Source organism: Comamonas serinivorans (assembly GCF_002158865.1).
Taxonomy (GTDB): Bacteria; Pseudomonadota; Gammaproteobacteria; order Burkholderiales; family Burkholderiaceae_C; genus Comamonas_E; species Comamonas_E serinivorans.
In genome coordinates, this window is record NZ_CP021455.1 from 2,346,465 (window position 1) to 2,370,356 (window position 23,892).

Annotated in this window: 15 protein-coding genes and 1 pseudogene; 13 read left to right on the forward strand and 3 right to left on the reverse strand. The window is 69.5% G+C overall.

Annotated features, from left to right (window positions below; all coding sequences use genetic code 11):
* Positions 1–56 precede the first annotated feature (56 nt).
* The 7 genes from CCO03_RS09995 to CCO03_RS10025 all read left to right on the forward strand — a co-directional run bounded on the left by CCO03_RS09995 (position 57) and on the right by CCO03_RS10025 (position 8,083).
* Positions 57–1,691 (forward strand): ABC transporter substrate-binding protein, encoded by a 1,635-nt coding sequence (locus CCO03_RS09995; RefSeq protein ID WP_157667624.1) that lies wholly within the window; start codon positions 57–59, stop codon positions 1,689–1,691.
* Positions 1,688–2,773 carry an ABC transporter permease gene (locus CCO03_RS10000; RefSeq protein ID WP_087280585.1) on the forward strand — a complete coding sequence of 362 codons (1,086 nt, stop codon included), beginning with the start codon at positions 1,688–1,690 and terminating at the stop codon, positions 2,771–2,773. The genes CCO03_RS09995 and CCO03_RS10000 overlap by 4 nt, the downstream gene beginning before the upstream one ends.
* Positions 2,774–2,862: 89 nt before the next feature.
* Positions 2,863–3,735: an ABC transporter permease gene (locus tag CCO03_RS10005; RefSeq protein ID WP_236903764.1), complete on the forward strand. Its 873-nt coding sequence runs from the start codon at positions 2,863–2,865 to the stop codon at positions 3,733–3,735.
* A 3-nt stretch (positions 3,736–3,738) separates the two neighbouring features.
* Entirely contained in the window at positions 3,739–4,812 is a 1,074-nt protein-coding gene (locus CCO03_RS10010) for an ABC transporter ATP-binding protein (protein WP_087280592.1), read from the forward strand.
* Positions 4,809–5,750 (forward strand): ATP-binding cassette domain-containing protein, encoded by a 942-nt coding sequence (locus tag CCO03_RS10015; protein ID WP_087280595.1) that lies wholly within the window; start codon positions 4,809–4,811, stop codon positions 5,748–5,750. Before CCO03_RS10010 ends, CCO03_RS10015 begins: the two co-directional genes overlap by 4 nt.
* Positions 5,747–7,135: an LLM class flavin-dependent oxidoreductase gene (locus CCO03_RS10020; protein ID WP_087280598.1), complete on the forward strand. Its 1,389-nt coding sequence runs from the start codon at positions 5,747–5,749 to the stop codon at positions 7,133–7,135. Before CCO03_RS10015 ends, CCO03_RS10020 begins: the two co-directional genes overlap by 4 nt.
* Positions 7,136–7,213: 78 nt before the next feature.
* The gene (locus CCO03_RS10025; protein ID WP_087280602.1) at positions 7,214–8,083 is read left to right on the forward strand and encodes a class II aldolase/adducin family protein; all 870 of its coding nucleotides are present in this window, start codon (positions 7,214–7,216) and stop codon (positions 8,081–8,083) included.
* 447 nt (positions 8,084–8,530) lie between these two features.
* Here the strand turns inward: CCO03_RS10025 and cphA are convergent, their stop codons facing one another.
* On the reverse strand, positions 8,531–11,206 hold the full coding sequence (gene cphA, locus CCO03_RS10030) for a cyanophycin synthetase (protein WP_087280605.1): 2,676 nt from the start codon (positions 11,204–11,206) through the stop codon (positions 8,531–8,533).
* Positions 11,207–11,382: 176 nt separating this feature from the next.
* On the reverse strand, positions 11,383–13,632 hold the full coding sequence (locus CCO03_RS10035) for a cyanophycin synthetase (protein ID WP_087280609.1): 2,250 nt from the start codon (positions 13,630–13,632) through the stop codon (positions 11,383–11,385).
* Positions 13,633–13,857: 225 nt separating this feature from the next.
* On the opposite strand from CCO03_RS10035, the gene CCO03_RS10040 reads away from it, so the two are divergent.
* Complete coding sequence (locus CCO03_RS10040; protein ID WP_087280611.1) at positions 13,858–16,104, forward strand: cyanophycin metabolism-associated ABC transporter; 2,247 nt, start codon at positions 13,858–13,860, stop codon at positions 16,102–16,104.
* A gap of 41 nt (positions 16,105–16,145) precedes the next feature.
* Complete coding sequence (locus CCO03_RS10045; RefSeq protein WP_087280613.1) at positions 16,146–16,616, forward strand: cyanophycin metabolism-associated DUF1854 family protein; 471 nt, start codon at positions 16,146–16,148, stop codon at positions 16,614–16,616.
* A 79-nt stretch (positions 16,617–16,695) separates the two neighbouring features.
* Here the strand turns inward: CCO03_RS10045 and CCO03_RS10050 are convergent, their stop codons facing one another.
* Positions 16,696–17,910: a multidrug effflux MFS transporter gene (locus CCO03_RS10050; RefSeq protein WP_087280616.1), complete on the reverse strand. Its 1,215-nt coding sequence runs from the start codon at positions 17,908–17,910 to the stop codon at positions 16,696–16,698.
* Positions 17,911–18,529: 619 nt separating this feature from the next.
* On the opposite strand from CCO03_RS10050, the gene CCO03_RS10055 reads away from it, so the two are divergent.
* From CCO03_RS10055 to CCO03_RS20075, 4 genes and pseudogenes are all read left to right on the forward strand, one after another.
* The gene (locus CCO03_RS10055; RefSeq protein ID WP_169717462.1) at positions 18,530–22,870 is read left to right on the forward strand and encodes a WGR and DUF4132 domain-containing protein; all 4,341 of its coding nucleotides are present in this window, start codon (positions 18,530–18,532) and stop codon (positions 22,868–22,870) included.
* A 143-nt stretch (positions 22,871–23,013) separates the two neighbouring features.
* Positions 23,014–23,142 (forward strand): annotated as a pseudogene (locus tag CCO03_RS20755) (WGR domain-containing protein); the annotation flags it as partial.
* A 220-nt stretch (positions 23,143–23,362) separates the two neighbouring features.
* Complete coding sequence (locus CCO03_RS10065) at positions 23,363–23,746, forward strand: DUF4132 domain-containing protein (RefSeq protein WP_157667625.1); 384 nt, start codon at positions 23,363–23,365, stop codon at positions 23,744–23,746.
* Positions 23,710–23,859 carry a hypothetical protein gene (locus CCO03_RS20075; protein ID WP_169717433.1) on the forward strand — a complete coding sequence of 50 codons (150 nt, stop codon included), beginning with the start codon at positions 23,710–23,712 and terminating at the stop codon, positions 23,857–23,859. Before CCO03_RS10065 ends, CCO03_RS20075 begins: the two co-directional genes overlap by 37 nt.
* The last annotated feature ends 33 nt before the right edge of the window (positions 23,860–23,892 follow it).

A 23,892-nucleotide genomic window follows, 5' to 3' on the forward strand; every position in this document is an offset into this window, starting at 1 on the left:
TCTCCCGGCCTGCCCTGGTGCGGGCTTTCCCTGGCTTGTCGTTTCGCTTCCTGCCCATGCTGTTCACCCGTCGCCACCTGCTGGCCGCCCTGTCTTCCACGTCCGCACTGGGCCTGTCCATTGCGCCCCTGGCCACCGCGGCCGCGGCAACCCCGGCGTCTGCCGCCAGCCCGCACTTCGGGGGTGTGCTCAACGTGGCCGTGTCGCCCGAGCCCACCCTGCTGACCTCGGCCTTCATCACCACGATGAACATCGGCCAGGTGTCCAGCAAGGTGCTGGAGGGGCTGGTCGCCTATGACCTGGACCTCAAGCCCGTGCCGGCGCTGGCCACCTCCTGGGCCACCGCGCCCGATGGCAAGACCATCACCTTCAACCTGCGCAAGGGGGTGAAATGGCACGATGGCAAGGATTTCACGGCCGCCGACGTGGCTTTCACGCTCAAGGAGGTGTGGCAAAAGCTGCACCCCTTCGGCCGCGCCGCCTTCGCCAACGTGCAAGAGGTGCTGACGCCCGATGCCCACACCGTGGTGCTCAAGCTCAGCGCGCCCGCGCCTTACCTGCTGAACTACGCCAACACCTATGGCGCGCAGATCCTGCCCAAGCACCTCTACGAGGGCAAGGACGTGCTGACCCACCCGGCCAACAACGCGCCCATCGGCACCGGGCCCTTTGTGTTCAAGGAGTGGGTCAAGGGCAGCCACGTGCGGCTGGAGCGCAACCCGCAGTACTGGGGCAAGGACGCCCAGGGCAAGCAGCTGCCGTACCTGGACGGCATCGTGTTCCGCTTCCTCCCCGATCCGGCGGCGCGCGCCGTGGCGCTGCAGGCCGGCGAGCTGGACGTCGCCCTGGGCTCCAGCATTCCGGTGACCAGCCTGGCCAACTTCAAGGACCCCAAGCGCTACACCATCAACCTGGACGACGGCCGCTACCTGTCGACCATCTTCCTCACGCAGTTCAACGTGCGCCGCCCGCAGCTGCAGGACAAGCGCGTGCGCCAGGCCTTTGCCCACGCCATCGACCGCAATGCCCTGCTCAAGGTGGTCTACCTGGGCTACGGCAAGGCGGCCACCGGCCCCATCCCATCGTCCGTGGTGCAGTACTACACGCCGAATACGCCCCAGTACGCGTTCGATTTGAAAAAGGCGGGCGAGCTGCTCGATGCCGCGGGCCTGAAGAAGGACGCCAAGGGCGTGCGGCTGAAGGTCAACCTCGACTACGACACCGGCAGCAACCGCGCGGCCGAGTTCATCAAGCAATCGCTGGCGCGTGTCGGTGTGCAGGTCAACCTGCGCACGGGCGACACCGCGACCTTCCTGCGCCGCATCTTCACCGAGCAGGACTACGACCTCATGGTGTCCAGCCTGCACCGCCTGCCCGACCCCACGCTGGGCGTGCAGCGCCTGTTCTGGACCAAGAACATCGTCAAGGCGCCCTGGACCAATGGCTCGGGCTACAGCAACCCCAAGCTGGACCAGATCATGGAGGCCGCCGCCGTCGAGGCCGACGCCGCCAAGCGCACGCAACTCATCCACGAGTGGCAGCGCATCGCCCAGGAAGACCTGCCGCTGATCGACCTGATCGAGCCGACCTGGGTCACCGTGTCCACCGCGCGGTTCCACACAACCATGCGCCAGGGCGACGGCCTGTTCGCCTCGTACGCCGACGCCTGGCTGCAGCCCAAGACGCCATGAGCGAGGTGCTGGACCTTCCGCGCGAACCCCTGGCCGGGGTGCCGGGTGCGCCGGCGCGCCCGGCCGACGGGGCGCCGCGCGCGCTGCCGGCGGTGCTGGGCACCGCGCTGCGGCGTGCGGCACCGCGCGTGCTCTCGCTGCTGCTGGTGGTGCTGGGCATTGCGGTGCTCAACTTCTTCATCCTGCAGCTGGCCCCGGGCGACGTGGTGGATGTGCTGGCCGGCGAGGCCGGCGGTGCCAGCCCCGAATACATGGCCCTGCTGCGCGAGCGCTTCGGCCTGGATGCGCCCTGGCACGTGCAGCTGCTGAACTACCTGGGCCAGCTGCTGACGCTGGACCTGGGCTTTTCGTTCCGCCACAACATGCCCGTGGTCGACCTGGTGGCCGCACGCCTGCCGGCCACCTTGCTGCTGATGCTGTCGGCCCTGGGCCTGGCGCTGGTGCTCGGGGTCCTGCTCGGCGTGTCGGCGGCGCGCAAGCCCGGCGGCGCCTGGGATGCCACCTTGTCCGTGGTGGGGCTGGTGTCGTACGCCTTGCCCACCTTCTGGCTCGGCCTCATGGCCATCGTGCTGTTTGCCGGCCACCTGGGCTGGCTGCCGTCCAGCGGCATGGTCGACCTGTCGGCCGACCACAGCGGCTGGGACCACGTGCGCGACGTGGCCGCGCACACCGTGCTGCCGGCCTCGGTGTTGGCCACCTTCTACATCGCCGTGTACGCCCGCCTGGTGCGCGCCGCCATGGTCGAGCTGCAGGGTGCCGATTTCGTGCGCACGGCCCGCGCCAAGGGCGCCAGCGACGCGCGCGCGCGCTGGCGCCACGCCTTCCGCAACGCCTTGCTGCCGCTGGTCACCATGGTCGGCTTCCAGACCGCGTCGCTGCTCAGCGGCGCCGTCCTGGTCGAGTCGGTGTTCGACTGGCCCGGCCTGGGCCGGCTGACGTTCGAGTCCATCCAGGCGCGTGATTTCAACCTGCTGCTCAGCATCCTGTTCCTCAGCTCGCTGCTGGTGGTGGCCGTCAACCTGGTGGTGGATCTGCTCTATGGCTGGCTGGACCCGCGCGTGCGGGTCGAGGGGGATGCATGAAGCAGTCCGCACACACCGATGGGAGTAACCACCCCTTGCCGATGAATCGGAATCGGAAACTGGCCCATACCTCTGTAAGCGATGCGGAGTTGACGCGCTCTGTGGGCGGTCGCGCCGCCAGCCGCATCCGCGCTGCCTGGGCGGGCTGGCGGCACAGCAGCTGGAGCCTCCAGCTCGGCAGCCTGCTGTTGCTGCTGGTGGCGGCCGTGGCTGGCCTGGGGCCGTTGCTGTTTCCGGGCGACCCCTGGGCCATGGCCGGGCCGCCCATGCTGTGGCCGGGCGATGACCCCGCGTTTCCGCTGGGCACCGACATCATGGGACGCGACCTGGCCACCGGGCTGGTGTCCGGCGCCAAGGTGTCGCTGCTGGTGGGGGCCGTCAGCACGCTGATGGCCAGCGTGGTCGGGGTGCTGGTCGGCGCGCTGGCCGGCTTCCATGGTGGCCTGGTCGATCGCGTGCTCATGCGCGTGGTCGAGCTGTTTCAGATCGTGCCGCATTTCGTGCTCGCCGTCGTGCTGGTGGCGGTGTTCGAGCCCTCGGTCACCACCGCCATCGTGGCCATTGCCGTGGTGTCGTGGCCGGCCACGGCCCGGCTGGTGCGCAGCGAATTCCTGAGCCTGCGCGAACGCGAATTCGTGCTGGCCGCCCGCACGCTGGGCATGGGCGACCTGCGGCTGATCGCCACGCAGCTGTTGCCCAACGCCTTGCCGCCCGTGCTGGTGGTGGCGCTGCTGTCGGTCGCCACGGCAATCCTGACCGAGGCGTCGCTGGCCTTTCTGGGCCTGGGCGACCCCAACGTGATGAGCTGGGGCACGCTGATCGGCGCCGGCCGCGAGCAGATCGTGGACGCCTGGTACGTGTGCGCCTTGCCGGGCGCGGCCATCGTGGTCACCGTGCTGGCCATCAACCTGGTCGGCGAAGGCCTGACCGACCGCTTCAACCCACGCCTGAGCCGGAGGTGAACCATGGCTTTGCTTGACGTGCGCGCCCTGAGCACGCAGATCCAGACCCGCGCCGGCCCCGTCACGGTGGTCGATGGCGTGTCCTTCTCGGTCGACCGCGGCCAGACGCTGGCCCTGGTCGGCGAAAGCGGCAGCGGCAAATCGGTGACGGCGCTGAGCCTGCTGCGGCTGCTCGACCCGTTGGTGCAGCCCCGCATCACGGGCCAGGTGCTGCTGGACGGCCAGGACGTGCTGGCCATGCCGCGCCACCGGCTGCGCGCCCTGCGCGGCAACCAGATCGCCATGATCTTCCAGGAGCCGCTGTCGGCCCTCAACCCGGTGCTGCGCGTGGGCGAGCAGGTGGCCGAAGCCGTTCGCCTGCACCACGACGTCGGCCACCGCGAGGGCTGGCTGCGCGCGATCGAGCTGCTCGACCGCGTGCACATCGCTCAGGCCGCGGCGCGGGCCCGCGACTACCCGCACCAGCTGTCGGGCGGCATGCGCCAGCGCGTGATGATCGCCATGGCGCTGGCCTGCAAGCCCAAGCTGCTGATCGCCGATGAACCGACGACGGCGCTGGACGTGAACACCCAGGCCCAGATCCTGGACCTGCTGCGCGAGCTGCAGGCGCAGGATGGCCTGGCCCTGCTGCTCATCAGCCACGACCTGGGCGTGGTGGCCGACATGGCCGATCGCGTGGCCGTGATGTATGCGGGCCGGGTGGTTGAGTATGCGGATGCTGGCGTTTTGTTCCAATCGCCAGCCCATCCATACTCCAGAGGTCTGCTGGATTCGGTGGCGCTTGACGGCGTGCCCCCGCAGCAGCCGCTGCCCGAGATTCCCGGTGTCGTGCCGCTGCTGAGCGAGTTGCCGCCCGGCTGCGCGTTCGCGCCCCGCTGCACGCGCGCCACGGCCGAGTGCGAACGGCAGGTGCCGGCCCTGCAGAACCACGGCCGTGGGGACGCGGGCCTGCAGGCGGCTGCCTGTCTGCACCCTTTGCCACGGGCGGAGACCCCTTCGGAACCGGCCTTGCCGGCCAGCCAGCTGGCCGCGCCGCGCCTGCGGCGCATGGCCGAACTCGTGCAGGAGGCGGCATGACCGATCTGAGCCTGGCCACGGCCGCAACGCGCGAGGCCGGTCCAACGCCCTTGCTGGCGCTGGAGGACGTGCGCAAGACCTACGTGGGCCGCCACGGCCGCGTGCACGCGCTCGACGGGGTGAGCCTGCAGATCCAGCCCGGCGAAACCTTTGGCCTGGTGGGCGAGAGCGGCTGCGGCAAGTCCACGCTGGCGCGCGTGGTGATGCAGCTGGTGGGCGTGGATGCCGGCCGCGTGCTGGTCGACGGCCAGTGGGTGGCACCCCAGCCACGCCGCTGGTGGCCGGCCGCCCGGCGTCCGCAACCCCGGGACGAGCCCGGCCCGCAGCGGCTGGACACACAGCGGGTGCAGATGGTGTTCCAGGACCCCTATGCCTCGCTGAATCCGCGGCAGACCATCGGGCAGGCGCTGGAGGCGCCCCTCATCGTGCACCGGCGCGGCGACGCCGCGGCACGGCGCGAACGCGTGCGGCAGCTGCTGGACTGGGTCGGCCTGCGCGAGCAGGTGCTGGACCGCTACCCGCACGAGTTTTCGGGGGGCCAGCGCCAGCGCGTGGGCATCGCGCGCGCCCTGGCGCTGTCGCCACGCCTGCTGGTGCTGGACGAAGCCGTGTCGGCGCTCGACGTGTCGGTGCGCGCCCAGATCATCAACCTGCTGCTGCGCCTGCAGCAGGAGCTGAAGCTGACCTACCTGTTCATCTCGCACGACCTGGGCGTGGTGCGCCACGTCTCGCACACCGTGGGCGTGATGCAGCAGGGGCGGCTGGTCGAGTGCGGGCCCGCGCAAGCCGTGTGGCGCCAGCCCGCGCACCCCTACACGCTGAGCCTGCTCAACGCCGCGCGGCGCCTGCCGCATCCCCAGGTCATCCGGCCCGCCCAAGCCCAACGTCCGGCGCCCGCCGTTTTCTCGTCCGATTCCCGCCCAGGAGCGCATGCATGACCCGAACCTTGAAACTTGGTGCCTATTTCACCGGCAGCGCCGTCCAGGGGGACAGCTGGCGCCACCCGCAGTCGCACATCGACGCCGACCAGCGCTTTGACCGTTACCTGAGCTATGCCCAGCGGCTGGAGGCGGCGTGCTTCGACGCCATCTTCTTCTTCGACAACCTGTTCGCGGCCACCGACCGCGACACCGTGGCCACCACGCCCCAGGCCCCGCGCTGGGACCCGCTGGTGCTGCTGTCGGCCCTGGCCACGCACACGCGGCGCATCGGGCTGGTGGCCTCGGTCAGCACCAGCTACAGCCAGCCCTACAACGTGGCGCGGCAGTTCGCCGCGCTGGACCAGCTGAGCCAGGGCCGCGCGGGTTGGAACGTGGTCACCTCGACCGGCGGCGGCGAGAACTTCAACCTGGACGGCCACCTGGACCACGCCTTGCGCTACGAGCGCGCGCACGAGTTCGTCGAGGTGGTGACCGGGCTGTGGGACAGCTGGGCCGACGACGCCTTCTTGCGCGACAAGGTCAGCGGCCAGTGGGCCGACCCCGACAAGCTGCGCGTGCTGGGCCACCAGGGCAAACACTTTCAGGTGCGCGGGCCGCTGAACGCTGCGCGCTCGCCACAGGGCTGGCCCCTGATTTCGCAGGCCGGCTCATCCGAAGCGGGCAAGGACCTGGCCGCCCGCTTTGGCGAGATGCTTTACACGGCGGCGCAAGACCTGGGGCAGGCGCGCGCGTTTTACGACGACGTGAAGGCCCGCGCGGCCCGGCACGGCCGTCTGCCTGAGCACATCCTCATCCTGCCGGGCGTGATGCCCGTCATCGGCCGCACGCAGGCCGAGGCCGACGCCAAGTTCCAGGCGCTGATGGCCGCGCGCGACCAGCCGGCCGTGCTGCGCGCGCTGTCGTCCTATGCCAGCCTGGGCATCGACCTGGCCGGCCTGGCCATGAGCGACCGCGTGCCGCTGCCCGAGGTCATCCCCGAAACCAACAGCCACAAGAGCCGGCAAAAGCTGCTGGTGGACTGGATCCGCAGCGAGCAGCCCACGGTGCAGGACCTGTACACGCGCTGGAGCGCCGGCGGCCACCGCCTGCTCGTGGGCACGCCCGAGCACATCGCCGACGACTTCCAGCATTGGTTCGAGGCCGGCGCCTGCGACGGCTTCAACGTCATGTTCAGCTCGACGCCGGGCGGCCTGGAGGACTTCTGCAGCCTGGTGGTGCCCGAGCTGCAGCGCCGCCACCTGTTTCGCCGCCAGTACAGCGGCCGCACCCTGCGCGACCACCTGGGCCTGCCGCGCGTGCCCAACCGCCACTTTGCCCCGGCGTCAGACCCCGCACCCGCGGCTCAGGCGGACGCGCCGCCGTCCGAACTGACCGCCGCCTGACGCCCTCGGCCCGCGCAGCGCGCCGAGGCCGGCACCGGCCACTGCCCCTTCTCCAACCCACCAACGAGAGACACCCCCATGAGCCTGGTCACCGAACACCACGCCCCCGAATCGACGAGCGAGCCCAGCGCGCGCCTGCACCAGCGGCCCAGCAGCCCGGTCGTGACGCGGCCCGAAGGCAAGCCCACGCGCCAGGACTGGTTCGACCCCGTGCCGCCGCGGCCCACGCTGGCCGCCGAGCGCCGCTTCCGCCAGGAGCAGCTGGCAGCGGCCTTTCGGCTGTTCGCCCAATTCGGCTTCGACTACGGCCTGGCCGGCCACATCACGGCGCGCGATCCGGAGTGGACCGACCACTTCTGGGTCAACCCCTTTGGCGTGCATTTCTCGCAGATGAAGGTGTCCGACCTGCTGCTGGTGAACCACCACGGCGAGATCGTGCAGGGCAGGGGGCCGCTGAACCGCGCGGCCTTTGCCATCCACGCGGCGCTGCACGAGGACCGGCCCGACATCGTTGCGGCAGCCCACACCCATTCGACCCATGGCAAGGCGTGGGCCACCTTCGGCCAGCCGCTGCAGGCGCTGACGCAGGACTCCTGCGTCTTCTACCAGGACCATGGCGTCTACGAGCAGTTCCACGGCGTGGTCAACGAAACCGACGAAGGCCACCGCATCGGCCAGGCGCTGGGCGCGCACAAGGCCGTGATCCTGAAGAACCACGGCATCCTGACCGTGGGGCCGTCGGTGCAGGCCACGGCCTGGTGGTACATCGCGCTGGAAAACGCCTGCCAGGTGCAGCTGCTGGCCCAGGCCGCAGGCCAGCCGTCGCCCATCCCCCACGACATGGCGGCGCTCACCCACAGCCAGATCGGCCGCCCCGGCGGCGCCGAGTTCGCCTTCAAGGCCTGGTTTGACCAGCTCGTGCAACGCGAGCCCGAGGTGCTGTCCTGAGACAGGCCCAAGCCATGTCAAGGGTATGAGTTGGTTGCCGATGATTTGAAATCGGCTAGGGCTTGATACTGCCAAAAAGGATGGCTGAAGGCCGTGACACTGCCGGTCCAGCTAGCCTGAGACCGCAGCCCCGTGGCGCGGCTTCGGTTCAGGCCACGCCGCATGGCACCGAGCGACGATGCCCGCATGCCAACGGGCCGCTTGCTGCAAGGCAAGCGGCCCGTAAGTTCGTTGGGAGAGCGGGGTGCGACGCGTCTGCCGGGCTGACGAAGCTGGGGCCGTGAGCCCCCTTTGCGCCAGGCCGTTGCAGTCGGCCTCGACGGACGCGCGCCGAAAACGGCCGACGCCCGCTGTGCGGGTCCGCGTCACGCCACCGTGTCCCCGCTGGGCAGAGCGGTGGCGTGGGCCCGATGCGCGCACCGGACCGCAACCGGGACCGGGGCCAGCTCAGCGCACCGTGACGGCGACTTGCTTGCTGGCGGCGCCTGGCTTGCGGGCCGTGGTCTTGCTGGTGCCGGCGCGGGCCTTGGCGCCCTTGGCGGCCAGCGGCTTGCTCGCGGCGTCGGCCACGCGTTTCTTGATGTGGGCCAACGCTTCCTCGACCTGGTCGATGAGGATCAGGCAGACGTCGCCGGCTTTCAGGCGCGAAAGCGCGTGGTCGATGGCGGCGAATTCGCCGTGGATTTCGTCAACCTGGCGGGTGCGCTGCGCGTTGGCCAGGCCCTGGCGCAGCAGGCCCAGCACTTCGCCATCGGCTCGGCCGCGCTGGCAGGCGTCCTGGTAGAGGACCACCTCTTCGAAGGACTGGCCCAGGATCTCGGTCTGCTTGACGATGTCCTGGTCGCGTCGGTCGCCGGCGCCGCTGATCACCACGCTGCGCTGGCGCGCCGGCATGGCCGACACGGCCTGGGTGAGTGCGGCGATGGCGTCGGGGTTGTGGCCGTAGTCGGCGATCAGCGTGGCGCCGCGGAACTCGAACACGTTGAAACGGCCGGGCACGCCGTGCACGTCGTTGATGAAGCTGCCCAGACCGGTGCGGATCACGTCCCAGGGCACCTGCGACGCCCACGCCGCGCCCACCGAGGCCAGCGTGTTGTCGACCTGGAAGCCGATCTTGCCGCCCATGGTCAGGGGCACACGCGTCAGCGGCAGGCGTTTTTCGAACTTGCCTTCGGCCACGACGATGTCGCCCTGGTCGACGAAGACCACGCGTTTGCCCAGGGCGCGGTGGCGCGCCAGCACGGGGTGTTGGCCATCCTGGGCGAAAAAGATCACCTGACCGGGGCAGTAGGGCGCCATGGCCGCGACATGGGGGTCGGCGGCATTGAGCACGGCGTGGCCCGAGGTGGCCACGTTCAGCACGATGACGCGCTTGAGCACCGTCAGGTCTTCCACCGTGGTGATGTAGTTCAGGCCCAGGTGGTCGCCTTCGCCCACGTTGGTGACCACGGCCACCTGGCACTCGTCGAACGCCAGGCCTTCGCGCAGCATGCCGCCGCGCGCCGTTTCCAGCACGGCGGCGTCGACGTCGGGGTGCATGAGCACGCTGCGCGCGCTGCGCGGGCCGCTGCAGTCACCGCTGTCGATCTGCTTGCTGTTGATGTAAACACCGTCGGTGTTGGTCATGCCGACCGTGAGGCCCTGCGTGCGCAGCAGGTGGGCGATGAGGCGCACCGTGGTGGTCTTGCCGTTGGTGCCGGTCACGGCCACGACCGGAATGCGGCCGTTGTCGCCCTTGGGGAAGAGCTGGTCCATGACGGCCTCACCCACGTTGCGGCCCTTGCCGAACGAGGGGCTGATGTGCATGCGCAGGCCGGGCGCGGCATTCACCTCGACGATGCCGCCCGATTGACCCTGCAGCGGCTTGCCCACGGTTTCGCAGACCACGTCCACGCCGCAGATGTCCAGCCCCACGGTCTGCGCGGCCACGATGGCGGCTTGTGCCACATCGGGGTGCACGGTGTCGGTGACGTCGGTGGCGGTGCCGCCGGTCGACAGGTTGGCGTTGTTGCGCAGCACCACGCGCTGGCCCTTGGCCGGCACGTCATCGGCCGTCAGGCCCTGGGCCTTCAGGCGGGCAAACGCGATGTCATCCAGGCGCATGCGGGTCAGCGGTGTGGCGTGGCCGTCGCCGCGGCGCGGGTCCTGGTTGACGAGGTCGACCAGCTCACGCACGGTGTGCGTGCCGTCGCCGATGACCAGCGGCGGATCGCGGCGTGCGGCGGCCACCAGCTTGTCGCCCACCACCAACAGGCGGAAGTCGTGACCGGGCAGGTAGCTTTCCACCATCACCTCGCCATAGGGCTCGGCGGCGCGGTAGGCCACGTCAAAGTGTTCGCGCTCGTAAATGCAAACGGTAACGCCCTTGCCCTGGTTGCCGTCCTGCGGCTTGACGACCACAGGCAGGCCGATCTCGTTGGCGGCCTTCCAGCCGTCTTCCACATCGGTCACCGGACGGCCCAGCGGCACCGGCACGCCGCAGGCGCGCAGCAGCTTCTTGGTCAGGTCCTTGTCCTGGGCAATCGCCTCGGCGATGCAGCTGGTCTGGTCCACCTCGGCGGCCTGGAAGCGGCGCTGTTTCTTGCCCCAGCCCAGCTGCACCAGCGACCCCTTGGTCAGGCGACGCAGCGGGATGCCACGCGCCAGCGCGGCTTCGGCGATGGCGCCCGTGGAGGGGCCCAGGCGTTCGTCTTCGTCGAGCTCGCGCAGCTTGGCGATGGCGCCGGGCACGTCGAAGTCCTCGCCGCGCAGGGCGGCCTGGACCAGCTGCTCGGCCAGCTCCAGGGCCAGCCGGCCGACCGCTTCTTCGCTGTACTGCACGACGACTTGATACGTTCCCGCTTCCTCAGTCGCGGTGGTGCGGCTGAACGTCACGGGGCATCCGGACTGGGACTGCAGCGCCAGGGCGGCGTGCTCCAGGGCATGGGCGAGCGTGATGGGCTCGCTGGGCTTGTTGGCGTGCAGTGCCCCGATGGCGGGGAACAGGGCGCGCAGCTGCTTCTCGAAGTCGGGATAGCGGCTGAGGTCGTTTTCGGCGCCGGCACAGTTCACGATGGCTTCGATGGCCGTGGAGCGGCTCCAAATGTTGGGGCCGCGAAGGGCGCGAGTGCGTGAGACGTCCATGATGGGTTGCCTGCCTTTGCGAAGGGTCGGTTGAAGAGGCGCTGGGCGCCGTTCATGTGCAATCAAAATCAGAATATCACGAGGATTCCGATTGAATTGCGGACTTCAACGAAAAATTTGAATGCGAATGATGTGGGAATGTTGGGGCCGTTTGCGAAATGCAACAGCCCCGCGAATCAGAAGATGGTGTCGGTGGCCAGCAGGTGATCGGTCTGCGCCAGGGCCGCGCCGATCAACTCGAGCGGGATGCCCAGGGCCCAGGCCGCGGCGATGGCGGGCAGGGCCAGCGTGCTTTCGCCCGCGACCAGCACCTGGGCCGTGGTGGAGCTGCCGGGGTGGGCCTGCTGCTGGGCCTGCAACATGCCCGACAGGTCGATGCGGGCCAGCGGCAGCACCGGGATTTCATGTTCACCCGCGCACAGCACGATCTCGCCGTCGCGCACGAACACGCCACGGCCGCCGCCCAGGCGGTGCTGGATGAACGCGGCGTTGTCGCTGCGCGTGCTGTACATCAGCACCTCGCCATCGCACAGCGGCGCCATCTCGGCCACGGCGGCATCGTCGGCGTTCAAGATGCCGAAACCGTGCTTGAGCACCACGTCGATCTGCGTGCGCGCGACGTTGGGCATTTGCTCGGTGCGCGTGATGTAGTGGTCGGCGAGGCCGTCCGTCCCCGGCATGCGGGTGACGATGCCGACGTTGCAGCGGTCGTAGGGCAGGCCCTGGTTCAGGATGTGCCAGGCGCTGGTCTCGATGACGCCGGCCTTGGCGTGGCGGCTCATGAGCACGCGCTCGCCACCGCCCCAGCCGCGCGAGTCCATGCGCTCGAGGATGCGGTTGCCGAGGAACAGGCCATCGGCACAGGCCAGGGCCGTGGGCTGGCCCTGCAGCTGGATCAGGCCGGCAATGAGCCGGGCCGTGAGGCTGGCCTCGCTGCCGCCCAGCACGCCGACGAGCAACATGCGCGCCGAGCCGTCGATGCCGGCCGTTTCGCCAGGCGGGAAGAGGTGATCGACGATGGCCTTGCCGACAGGACGCGGCTTGCCTTCGCTGGGCTTGAGGTGCATCAGCAGGCCGGGGCCGGCGTTGACCTCGACGATGGCGCCGCCGGTTTCCTGCAGCGGGCGGCTGATGTCGGTGGTCACCAAGTCGATGCCGGCGATGTCCAGACCCACGACGCGGGCGGCCAGCGCGGCTTCGGCGGCGACCTCGGGGTGCACGATGTCGGTCACGTCCTCGCACATGTTGCCCGTGCGCTCGACCACGGCCAGTTGGCCGAAATCGGGCACGCTGTCGGGCGTCAGGCCCTGGCGCAGCAGCTCCAACATGACCTTTTTGTCCTGCGGCAGCACGATGGGTTCGAGCGGCACGTTCTCTTCGTCGCCGCGGCGCGGGTCGGCGTTGAGCTGGCGGTCGATGAGTTCGCGCACGGTGGACTTGCCGTCGCCGCGAATCTGCGTGATGCGGCCGCGCGTGGCGGCGGCCAGCTTGCCGCCCACGATGAGCAGGCGGTGTTCGCTGCCAGCGATCATGGCTTCGGCCAGCACGCCCGAGCCTTCTTCCTTGGCGATCTCGTAGGCCTCGAAGACTTCGTCGCGGCTGGTCAGGTTCAGCGACACGCCGCGTGCGTGGTTGCCGTCGATGGGTTTGACCACGCCGGGCGCGCCCAGGTCGTGGATGAATTCCCAGGCTTCTTCGGCCGATTCGACCTCGGTGCCGCGCGGAATCGGCACGCCGCAGGTGCCCAGCAGTTCCTTGGTCAGGTGCTTGTCGCCCGCAATGCCTTCGGCGATGGCGCTGGTGCGGTCGGTCTCGGCCGTCCAGATGCGGCGCTGAAACGCGCCCTGGCCGAGTTGCACCAGGTTGCCGTCGTTCAGGCGCAGGGCCGGGATGCCGCGTTCTGCAGCGGCGTCGACGATGGCCGCCGTGCTCGGGCCCAGGCACAGGCGGCTGCCCATGGCCTTCAACTCGCGCACGGGCGCCGTCACGTCGAAGGGGGTGTTGTCGATGGCTGCCATCAGCAGGTCGCGTGCAGCGTGCAGGGCGAACTTGCCGATCTCGGCGTGCTCGCTGCGGATGACGACCTTGTAGACGCCGCGCTCACCGGTTTCGCGGGCCTTGCCAAAACCTGTGCGCAGGCCGGCCATGTTCTGCAGCTCGATGGCCACATGTTCCATGATGTGGGCCGGCCACGTGCCATCGCGCAGCCGCATGAGGAAGCCGCCCCGGCGGCCCACGCTGCAGCGATGCTCCACCAGTCCAGGCAGCCAAGCGGAGAGGCGCTCGTTGAAACCCGGCAGCACATTGGAGGGACAGTCCTCCAGGTCTGCGATGTCAACCACGGCCTCCACAGCGGGGCGATAGGTCCAGATGCTGGGGCCCCGAAGCTCGGTCATGCGCAAGATGGTGATGGTCTTGTTGTTCATACACACTCACAAAGTCGCGATGAGTGCTTAACGCAGCGGTCCTGCTTTTGGGTGACACGCGCGCAATACAATTTGTGAACGAGAGAGGGTGATGGCGATGCCATGAGACCGCCGCCGAAAAAAATCTCTTCACCAACAACTACTTAGCACTTCGCTTCGTTTGCTGCATCTTCTTACGCCCGGGCTTTCCCGGGGGGCGAAATCCCTGCGGCACACTCCACGCCCATGAGCTCCATCCCATCTGCCGCCCCCTTGAGCACGAGCCAGGAGGCGCTCAAAGCGCGCGCCCTGCAATCGCTGGCAGCCCCAGCCGAGGTGCTGGCCCAGCTCGACACCGACCTGGACGATCAACTGCGCTTCGACGCGGGCGTGCTGCTGCTGACGGCGCAGGGCCTGTGCGCGGCCGGACCGGGGGCCGCCGAGGGCCGGAGCTGGGCGATCCGGCCCGACATGCGGCTGATCGAGCGCGACCACAACGGCGTGGGCGTGCTGGAGCTGCACGACGCGGGCCGGCGCCTGGCGGCCTGGCGCTTCACGCTGGGCAAGCACGTCGCCGCCATGGCGCTCAAGGACCGCTTCGAGCAGGTGCGCGACCAGACCGATGCCGGCCCGGTCAGCGACCTGCTGCTGAACGAGGACGAGGCCGAGCCCGCCGAGGATGACAAGCCGCCCTCGGGCATGACGCTGTTCCGCCTGTGGCGCTTTGCCAAACCCTACAAGTGGCCGCTGGCGCTGGGTTTTTCGCTCATGCTGGCCTCGACGGCGGCGACCATGGTGCCGCTGTACATGACCAAGCCGCTGATGGACGAGGTGCTGATCCCGTTCCAGAACGGCCAGCACATCGACCCCATGCTGGTGGCCAAGTACCTCGCCGGCCTGTTTGCAGCCGCCATCCTGGCCTGGCTGCTGGGCTGGGCCAAGACCTACATCCTGGCCATCGTGTCCGAGCGCATCGGCGCCGACCTGCGCACGACGACCTACGACCACCTGCTGCGGCTGTCGCTGGAGTACTTCGGCCGGCGCCGCACGGGGGACCTGATGGCGCGCATCGGCAGCGAGACCGACCGCATCAACGTCTTCCTGTCGCTGCACCTGCTCGATTTCCTGAGCGACGTGGTGATGATCATCATGACGGGCGTCATCCTGTTTTCGATCAACCCGACGCTGGCCCTGGTCACGCTGGTGCCGCTGCCCATCATCGGCTGGATGATCCACACCGTGCGCGACCGCCTGCGCACCGGCTTCGAGAAGATGGACCGCGTCTGGGCCGAGGTGACCAACGTGTTGGCCGACACCATCCCCGGCATCCGCGTGGTCAAGGCCTTTGCGCAAGAGGCGCGCGAGTCCGAGCGTTTCCACGAGGCCAACCGCCTCAACGTCGAAGCCAACAACCGCCTGAACAAGGTCTGGTCGCTGTTCTCGCCCACGGTCACCCTGTTGACCGAGCTGGGCCTGCTCGTGGTCTGGGCCGCCGGCATCTGGCTGGTCGCAGGCCAGCAGATCACCGTCGGTGTGCTGACCATGTTCCTGGCCTACATCGGCCGCTTCTACACCCGGCTGGACTCGATGAGCCGCATCGTGTCGGTGACCAGCAAGGCCGCTACGGGCACCAAGCGCATCTTCGAGATCCTGGACCACGTCTCCAGCGTGCCCGAGGCCGCCAACCCCAAGCCGCTGACCAACGTGCGCGGGCAGATCGACATCGAGGACGCCTACTTCCGCTACGGCAACCGCTCGGTGCTGCGGGGCCTGAACCTGCACATCCGGCCCGGCGAGATGATCGGCCTGGTGGGGCACTCGGGCTCGGGCAAGAGCACGCTGGTCAACCTGATCTGCCGCTTCTACGACATCAGCGAAGGCAGCATCCAGATCGACGGACACGACATCCGCGACGTCAAGGTGGCCGACTACCGCCGCAACATCGGCCTGGTGCTGCAAGAGCCTTTCCTGTTCTTCGGCACCATCGCCGAGAACATCGCCTACGGCAAGCCCGAAGCGACGCGCGAGGAGATCGTGACCGCCGCGCGCGCCGCGCATGCGCACGAGTTCATCCTGCGGCTGCCCCAGGGCTACGACTCCATCGTCGGCGAGCGCGGCCAGGGCCTGTCGGGCGGCGAGCGCCAGCGCATCTCGATTGCGCGCGCCTTGCTCATCGACCCGCGCATCCTCATCCTGGACGAGGCCACCTCGTCGGTGGACACCGAGACCGAGAAGGAAATCCAGAAGGCGCTGGACAACCTGGTGCGCGGCCGCACCACCATCGCCATCGCCCACCGCCTGTCCACGCTGCAGAAGGCCGACCGCCTGGTGGTGATGGACAAGGGCGTGAAGGTGGAAGAGGGCACGCACGCCGACCTGCTGGCCCAACAGGGCTTTTATTGGCGCCTGTACGAGGCGCAGCAGCGCCAGGAAGAGGCGGATCGCGTCGCGCTGATGGGCGGATCCGCCGCGTCAGAACCCGTCAATGCATGAGCAGTATGCGGGCACTGCCGATGAATTTGGAATGAGAAACCATGCATACCCCAGTGTTTGAGTTGAAGCGCGACGAGCACGGTCGCCTGGTCTGCATCGACGGCCAGGGCCAGGCCCACGTGGGCGTGAACGCGGTGCGCGCCTTTCCCATCTCGGCGCCGGGCGAGGGCATTTCGCTGGTTGATGCCGATGGCCACGAGCTGGTCTGGCTGCCCACGCTGGCGGGCCTGGCGGCCGATCAGGCGGCGCTGGTGCTCGAGGGCCTCACGCAGCGCGAGTTCATGCCCGTGATCGAGCGGGTCACGCACGTCAGCAGCTTCGTCACGCCCAGCCTGTGGGACGTGGTGACCGACCGTGGCCCCACGCAGCTGCTGCTCAAGGGCGAAGAGAACATCCGCCGCATCGCCGAGGGCGTGCTGCTGGTGAGCGACGCGCACGGGGTGCAGTTCCTGATCCGCAACCCGCAGGACATGGACCGCGACAGCCGGCGCCTGCTCGATCGCTTTCTGTAGTCGCCCGCGCTGCCGGCGAACGCTGCCCGCAGCGCATCGCTTGACTGGTACGTCGGTTGGAGGTGTTGGCTGCGCTGATTCAACCCGCCGGCGCTGCGGCGGGCGTTTTCGCCAGGGTCGACGTCCACCACACCAGCATGCCGCCGATCACCGCCAGCGCGTGACCCACGGCCAGCAGCAGACCGCTGTGGAACAGGTGCGGCACGATCAGGCCGGCCATCAACGAAAAGAACAGCATCTGTGTGAAGCCCTGCAGCGACGACGCCAGGCCTCGCATGGTGGGGAACAGCCCCAGGATCCGCAGCGACAGGATGGGCATCAGCAGCGCGATGCCGAAGCTGTAGAGCGTGATCGGCATCACGGCCCAGGGCACGGCCGGCTCCAGGCCCAGGCCGCGCACCGCCAGGTTGTAGCCCACGTTCCAGACGCAGGCCGCAAACAGGCAGGAGTAGCCGATGCGCTTTTGCGCCCGCTGTGGCAGCTTGCCGGCCATCGAGCCCGTGAGCACCGAGCCCAGCATGGTGCCGCCGATCAGCGGGATGAACAGCCAACCGAACGAGGTCTCTTCGAGGCGCAGCACGCCCATGATGAACTCGGCCGCCGAGCCGATGTAGACCGAGTTCGCTCCGGCCATCAGCCCCAGGCCAAGGATCATGAGGCGGAACTGGCCGTTGCTCAGGGCGTGCAGGTAGTTGCTGGCGATCACGCCCAGGCGCAGGGGCTGGCGTTTGTCGGCCGGCAGGGTTTCGGGCATCACGCGCCAGACCAGCAGGGCCAGCAGGGCGCCAAAGCCAGCCAGGAAGTAGAAGGTGGTGCGCCAGCCGCCATGCGCCTGCAGCCAGCCGCCGAAGATGGGCGCCAAGGCCGGCGCCAGGCCGAAGCAGAACATGACCATGGCCATCATGCTTTGGGCTTCGGCGCCCTGGTAGCGGTCCTGCACCATGGCGCGCACGATCACCATGCCGGCGCCGCCCATCAGGCCCTGGGCAAAGCGCACGGCCACCAGCGCCTCGATGCTGGGCACGAAGGCGGCCACGAGCGAGGTCAGGCAGTAGCCCACCGAGGCCCACAGCAGCACCGCGCGCCGGCCGAAGGTGTCGCTCAGCGTGCCGTAGAACAGCATGGTGCCGGCCATGGCCAGCACGTAGACGCTCAGCGTCTGTTGCACCGCGACCTGACTCACGCCGAACTCACGCCCGATGGCGTGGAACGAGGGCAGGTAGGTGTCGATGCCCAGGGGCCCGAGCATGGTGCACAGCGCGAACAGCGCCGTCAGTTGAAGCTTGGAACGCATGGAAAAGCGGAAGGTGGGCCCGTCCCGTGCCGGGCCGGCGCCTGAGGAACACAAAAATCGGGGGCGGGAGACGGTCGCAGCGCAGGGATTTGTTGCCCAAAGCCTGAGCGGGGTGCGGCCTCAGGTCTGGTGGCTTCATGGGCATGCGGCACGCCTGACTCACCGTCCGGCGGTGCCGGGATGCCCTGCGGGTCAACCCCTGGTGAGCGGCCATTCTGCCATGGGGCCCGGCAGGGATGGCCGTGTGCCGGTGTGGCATGGCGGCGTCCCACGCCTGAAGCCGCAGGGTCTGAGCAATGCCCCGACCTGGTGCGCTCCTGCCTGAGCAGCTGGGGCGTCTGTGGGGCGGGTGCGGCTGGTCGGTGCGCAGACGCGCCGCGCGCCGGCGTCTCAGCACGCTCAGCCCGCCTTGTGGGGGCGATTGCGAACCTGGCGGTCACACCGCGCTTGGTTCAGGCCCAGGCGGCGCCTGGCCTGGCGCCCGGGTGCGCCGCCACCTCAAAGGCTTTTCAGGCGGCCGGAAGGGTCCCCCCGGCACGCCATAATTTGCGCGCAGCGGGCCGGCCGTGCCCGCACCAACCACCCGGCTGCGCGATCAGCCACTCAGGAGGGCGCACCCGTGCAACGCTACGAGTTCAGCGATGGCAAATCGAACAAGTTCTGGCAGGTCAAGCAAGCCGGCAGCGAGCTGCACATCGCCTGGGGCAAGATCGGCACCGCCGGCCAGAGCCAGGTGAAGGGCTTCGACGACGAGTCCCAGGCGCAGGCCGCCCAGGCCAAGTTGGTGGCTGAGAAGACCAAAAAAGGCTATGTGCTGGCGGGCGCCGCTGCGGCCATGGCCCCCATGCCTCAGCCGGCACCGCCGCAGGTGGCCGCATCGGCCGACGCGCAGCACGAGGCACGAACCGCAGCGCCGGCGTCCACGGCGGCTGTGGCGACACGCGAGCCGCTCGACACGTCACCTGCGCCCGATTCGGCCTGCCCGGATGCCGATGTGGTGCCCGAGGCCGGCCCTGCAGCGCCGTTGGCTGCGGACATCGCCACAGTGGCGGATGCGTCCCATGCCCCGGACGCCCAACGGCAACTCAACGCCTGGCTGGCCGAACGCCGCGCCACACCCGGGTTCGACCAGCGCTTGCTGGCCGCCTGGCGTCAGCTGCTGACCGAGGTGGCGGCCGGAAACCTCTCGGTGCTCGACCCAGCCTTCGAGGCCCAGTCGAAGCATCGAATGGCCCCGGATGACGCGGCTGCACGCGCTTCGCTGAGCGCGCTGGCGCTGAAGATGCCGACCGCCGCCCAGTTGAAGAAGCGCTTTGCACTGGACGACGCGGCTGCGCGCGTGATGCTCACCTGGCTGGAGCAATTCCGCCGCGGCGACGACCTGCAGACGTGGAGCGCGTCCATGCTGGTGCCCGTGGCGCAGGCGTTGCTGGCCGAACCGCGCCTGGCCGAAGCCGAGGCCGCCGCCGCGCACAGCCACGCCGCGCAGTGGGCCGATCTGGCACCTGGCGATGCCGCACAGCGCGACGACGCCCGCTGGGGTGCTGGGGCTGAACGGGCCTTGCCCCTGTTTCACATCCCGGTCTGGCCCGATGCCGAGGCCGCGAGACGCGCGCTGAACGACCTGTTCAGACGCACCAACCTGGAGCGCTTCGATGCCGAGGCGTCTGACGACGACTTCGCGCCGGTCATCCAGCGGGTGCGCGAGCGGCAACGCTTGCACGATCCGCTGGATGCCAAGGCTGGACTCGAGGCGGATGCCGAGGCGGACGCCGAGGCCGATGCCGTGTTGCTGGCCCTGTCGTTTGGCAACCATGTGCTGCTCGCACCCTGGCTCATCCATCGCGATGGCTTGCCCGGCTATGTGGTCCTGCTGCTGGAGGCCGCCCGCATCGTCGTTCACGACAACTGGCGCACCCGCCGATTCCACCTGACGCGCGGCACGGCGAACCTCGATCATCAGCTGGGCCTGCCGGTTCCCGGCCTGGCGTATGTGCGCGAACTGCTGCGCCAGGCCCCGGCGGAAACCCGCGCCCAGTGCGAACAGCTGCTGCTGGCCGGGCTGCCCCGGGTGCCGGTGCCGCTTCGGCAGCACATGGCCATGCTGCTGCCCGAGTCGCAGGCGCTGGTGCAGGCGGTGCTGGCCGAGCCCGAGCTGGATTGGACCGAGGATGCCTGGCTGCTGCTGTCGTGCGAGCTGGACGAGGCGACGCGCGCCCGACTGGAACCCCACCGCGGCCGCTGGAGTGGCTGGCTGGAGCGCAGGGCCTGGGTGTCCAACCTGGCGCGGGTGCATGCGGGGGCCGACGATGTCGGCACGCACCCCGATGCCCTGACGCAAGCCCTGGAAGCGGTCGACGGCAAGGAGCGCCAGCAGGCCATCGAGGTCTGCCAGGCGCGCGCGCCCCTGGCCATGCTGATCGCCGCCACGCGGGTGGCCTTGGGTGGCGGGCGCCAAGCGCCCCTGGCGCAAGGCATGGTGCGCAGCATGCTGGCGGACCTGGCGCCGGGGCTGGTGTTGGTCCGGCCGTGGTTGACGCCCGCGGCCTGGCGCTGGCTGCAGGTGCAGGCCCAGCCGCAGGCCGCCATCGCCCTGGCCGACGCCGCGGAGCTGCCGCCGGTGTTGGCCAACCCGCCCTGGCGCCAGAAGACCGCCAAGGCCGGCCGCACCGTGCTGACGCTGCAGGGCGGCACGGTGCCTGCCCCTGCGCTGAATTGGCCGGCCCCGTCCGAACCCGGCCATGCCGCCAAGGTGCTGACCGATCCCGCCAAGATGGCCAGCCTGCTGGCCGTGAGTCACCGCGACAAGGGACCACACCTGAGCGCCTGTGCTCAGGCCATTCGCGCAGGCGACATGACGGCCCTGCTGGCGGCCTGGCGCGAGGGGCGCGAGCAGGCCGTCAGCCGTGGCGAGCACACCTACCTGTTTGGCAACGACCTGCTGCGCCTGCCGCCCGAGGTGGGGGTGCCGTTCTGGAACGCCGTGGCCGGCGAGATCACGATCTGGTACTGGGACGACCTCATTGCGCACTGGGGTGAAGCCGCCTTGCCCGGGGTGCTGGCCCAGCTGCGCGCGTTTGCCGATGAGCGCGCCAACCACTGGCTGCACGTCGGGTCGACGGCGCTGGCCATCGACAGCGCCCGCATGGGCTTGCGGGCCAAGGCGCCGGCACAGCGCCTGTTGGGCCAGCAATGGTTGCTCGCGTGGCCGCGCCATGCCGCGGCCGGCCTGGTGCCCGTGGCCCTGGGGCCGGACGGGGCCGAGCAGGCCGACGCCGCGGCCGCGCTGCGCTTCATGGCGGCGCAGGCCGGTGCCGGCCTGCGTGAGCTGCTGCTGGCCCAGGCGGCCAGTCATGGCCACCCCGATGCGGAGCATGCCCTGGTGGCCGTTCTGGATGCGGACCCGCTGGCGCTGTACCCCGCCAAAATCGGCAAATTGCCTGACTTTTGGCAACCCCAGCAGTGGCAGCGCCCGGTGTTGGCAACCGGCCCGGGCGCCGGCAAGGGACTGCCCGATGCCGCCGTCGAGGCGCTGGGCCAGATGCTGAGTTTTCCGCGTCCGGCGGGCGCCTATGCCGGCCTTGGCCAGGTGATCGCGGCCTGCACGCGCGACTCCCTGTCCGCGTTCGCCTGGGACCTGTTCAGCGCCTGGCTGGCCGCCGGTGCGCCGGCCAAGGACAACTGGGCCTTCTCGGCCCTGGGCGTGCTGGGCGACGACCACGCCGTGCATCGCCTGGCGCCGCTCATGAAGGCCTGGCCCACCGAAGGCGGCAGCGCGCGTGCCAGCCTCGGCCTGCTGGTCATGAGCGAGCTCGGCAGCGACAGCGCGCTGCGCCTGGTGGCCGACCTGGGCGCCGAGAAAATGCCCAAGGGCATGCGCGCCAAGGCGCAGGCCGCCCTGCAGCAGGCGGCCGATGAGCGCGGCCTGAGCCTGGATGACCTGCAGGACCGCCTGGTGCCAGACCTGGGCCTGGACGACCGCGGCCAGACCACGCTGGACTACGGGCCGCGCCAGTTCCTGCTGTCCTTCGACGAGAACCTCAAGCCCTGGTTGCGCAAGCTCGAGGGCGGCAAGCCCGGCGCGCGCATCCGCAGCCTGCCAGCCCGCAATGCGGCCGACGACCCCGACCAGGCGCAGGCCGCCAGCGAACGGTACAAGGCCATCAAGGCCCAGACCGAGGGCGTGGCCAAGGTGCAGCGGGTCCGGCTGGAGCAGGCCATGGTCGCGGGCCGGCGCTGGAGCCGCGAGGACTTCGAAACCCTCTACGTGCGGCAGCCACTGCTGCGGCAGCTGGCCGCGCGCCTGATCTGGGGCATTTTTGCCGACGAGACCGGAGGCGCCGATGCGCCCGCGGTTCAGGCCGGCAACGTGCGGGGCCGCCCCGAGCGCCTGCTGCAGGTCGTGCGGCTGGCAGACGATGGCGAGCTGAGCACGGCCGACGACGAGCCCTGGGATTGGCCCGAGGCGCAGACCCGGCCTGTGCGCGTGGGCATCGTCCACCCCCTGGAGCTGAGCGAGGCCGAGCGCGCGGCCTTTGGCCAGCTGCTGGCCGATTACGAGCTGATGCAGCCGTTCGAGCAACTGGCCCGCTGGCTGCAGCCCGCGGTGGCGCCCGATGGGCGCGCCGCGCTCGTCGGCCAGCTGACGGCGCCCGGCAGGCAGTACGCGCCGATGCGCCTGCTTGCCTTCAAGACCCGCGGCTGGAGCCTGCACAGCGACGACGGCTATGGCTTCAGTGGCGGCACCCGAGAACTGGGGCCGACCTGGCGCGTGCAGATCCGGGTCACGCCGGGCGTGGACACCTACGACCTGCGCAACGCGCCCCCGCAGACCCTGGCGGCCGTCGCGGTGTACGAGGCCGGCACAGCCCAGGGCAAGCCCGGCAGCGACGACTGGGCCCGCCTCGATGCCGTGGCGTTCAGCGAATTCATGCGCGACATGGCGTACCTGACACTGTGACCGAGGTTGCACAGGGTGATGTGCAGTATAGGTCAGTGCTCGTTTATTTTTGATCGGGATTGGGTTGATACTGGGTAGATTTTGAGGAAACATTGCAGGCGGCCGTCGAACGACGCGAGCGGCACGAACAACAGGGAGGGCACATGCCACGGTATGCATTCAACGACGGCAAGTCGAACAAGTTCTGGCAGATCGAGCAAGTCGGCAGCGAGCTGCACATCGCCTGGGGCAAGGTCGGCACCGCGGGCCAAAGCCAGGTGAAAGCCTTCGACAACGAGGCCAAGGCCGGTGCCGCCATGGCCAAGCTGCAGGCCGAAAAGACCGGCAAGGGCGATGTCGTCGAGGGCGAGGGCGGTGGGGTGACCGCCGATGCCCTGCCGGTGGCGGCACCGTCTGCGCCGCCGGCCCCACGCCAGGCCAAGCGCAAGGCGGGCACCACGTCGCATGCTGGCATGGAGGCCGCAACGGAGGCCGCGATCGAAGTCCGGACCCATGGCGACGCTGCAGCACGCCATCCGCGTGGGCGTGCCCCATGCGCTGCACATCGGCGCCGAGGACCAGCAGGCCTTCAGCCAGATCTTTGCCGACTACGAGCTGCTGCAGCCGTTTGCGCAGCTGGGGCGCGACACCTATGCGCTGAGCGGGGCCGAGCGCCAGGGCACGGTGCTCTCGCGTTGGGTGGGCGTCACGGTGGCCAGCGGCCGCGTGATGGGGCTGCTCTCACGGGGCTGGTGGCGCGGGCATGCCCAGGACGGGGGCGGCATCTGGTACTTCAGCAAGCCCGTGGGCGATGGGCGGATGATCGAGCAGAGCCAGGCCCGGGCTTCATCGTGGCGGCCATGCAGGAGTTCGACACCCAGACGCTGGGCGAGGTGAAAGTCGGCGTGCCTTGGGGCGAGACGGGGGCCGGCCAGGTGCAACCCTGGCACGCGCTGGACGAGCTGACGACCAGCGAGCTGATTCGCGACCTGGCGGGCTTGTCGGCGTGAGTGCACCTGCGCGGTGCAAAACCAGCCGGCGTC

Bases quoted from the DNA above. Each gene is read 5' to 3' on its own strand.
- cphA (WP_087280605.1), bottom strand. From the start codon at position 11,206: ATGGACGTCTCACGCACTCGCGCCCTTCGCGGCCCCAACATTTGGAGC.
- CCO03_RS10065 (WP_157667625.1), top strand. From the start codon at position 23,363: ATGGCGACGCTGCAGCACGCCATCCGCGTGGGCGTGCCCCATGCGCTG.
- CCO03_RS10050 (WP_087280616.1), bottom strand. From the start codon at position 17,910: ATGCGTTCCAAGCTTCAACTGACGGCGCTGTTCGCGCTGTGCACCATG.
- CCO03_RS10035 (WP_087280609.1), bottom strand. From the start codon at position 13,632: ATGAACAACAAGACCATCACCATCTTGCGCATGACCGAGCTTCGGGGC.
- CCO03_RS10015 (WP_087280595.1), top strand. From the start codon at position 4,809: ATGACCGATCTGAGCCTGGCCACGGCCGCAACGCGCGAGGCCGGTCCA.
- CCO03_RS10025 (WP_087280602.1), top strand. From the start codon at position 7,214: ATGAGCCTGGTCACCGAACACCACGCCCCCGAATCGACGAGCGAGCCC.
- CCO03_RS10000 (WP_087280585.1), top strand. From the start codon at position 1,688: ATGAGCGAGGTGCTGGACCTTCCGCGCGAACCCCTGGCCGGGGTGCCG.
- CCO03_RS10040 (WP_087280611.1), top strand. From the start codon at position 13,858: ATGAGCTCCATCCCATCTGCCGCCCCCTTGAGCACGAGCCAGGAGGCG.
- CCO03_RS20075 (WP_169717433.1), top strand. From the start codon at position 23,710: ATGCAGGAGTTCGACACCCAGACGCTGGGCGAGGTGAAAGTCGGCGTG.
- CCO03_RS10010 (WP_087280592.1), top strand. From the start codon at position 3,739: ATGGCTTTGCTTGACGTGCGCGCCCTGAGCACGCAGATCCAGACCCGC.
- CCO03_RS09995 (WP_157667624.1), top strand. From the start codon at position 57: ATGCTGTTCACCCGTCGCCACCTGCTGGCCGCCCTGTCTTCCACGTCC.
- CCO03_RS10045 (WP_087280613.1), top strand. From the start codon at position 16,146: ATGCATACCCCAGTGTTTGAGTTGAAGCGCGACGAGCACGGTCGCCTG.
- CCO03_RS10020 (WP_087280598.1), top strand. From the start codon at position 5,747: ATGACCCGAACCTTGAAACTTGGTGCCTATTTCACCGGCAGCGCCGTC.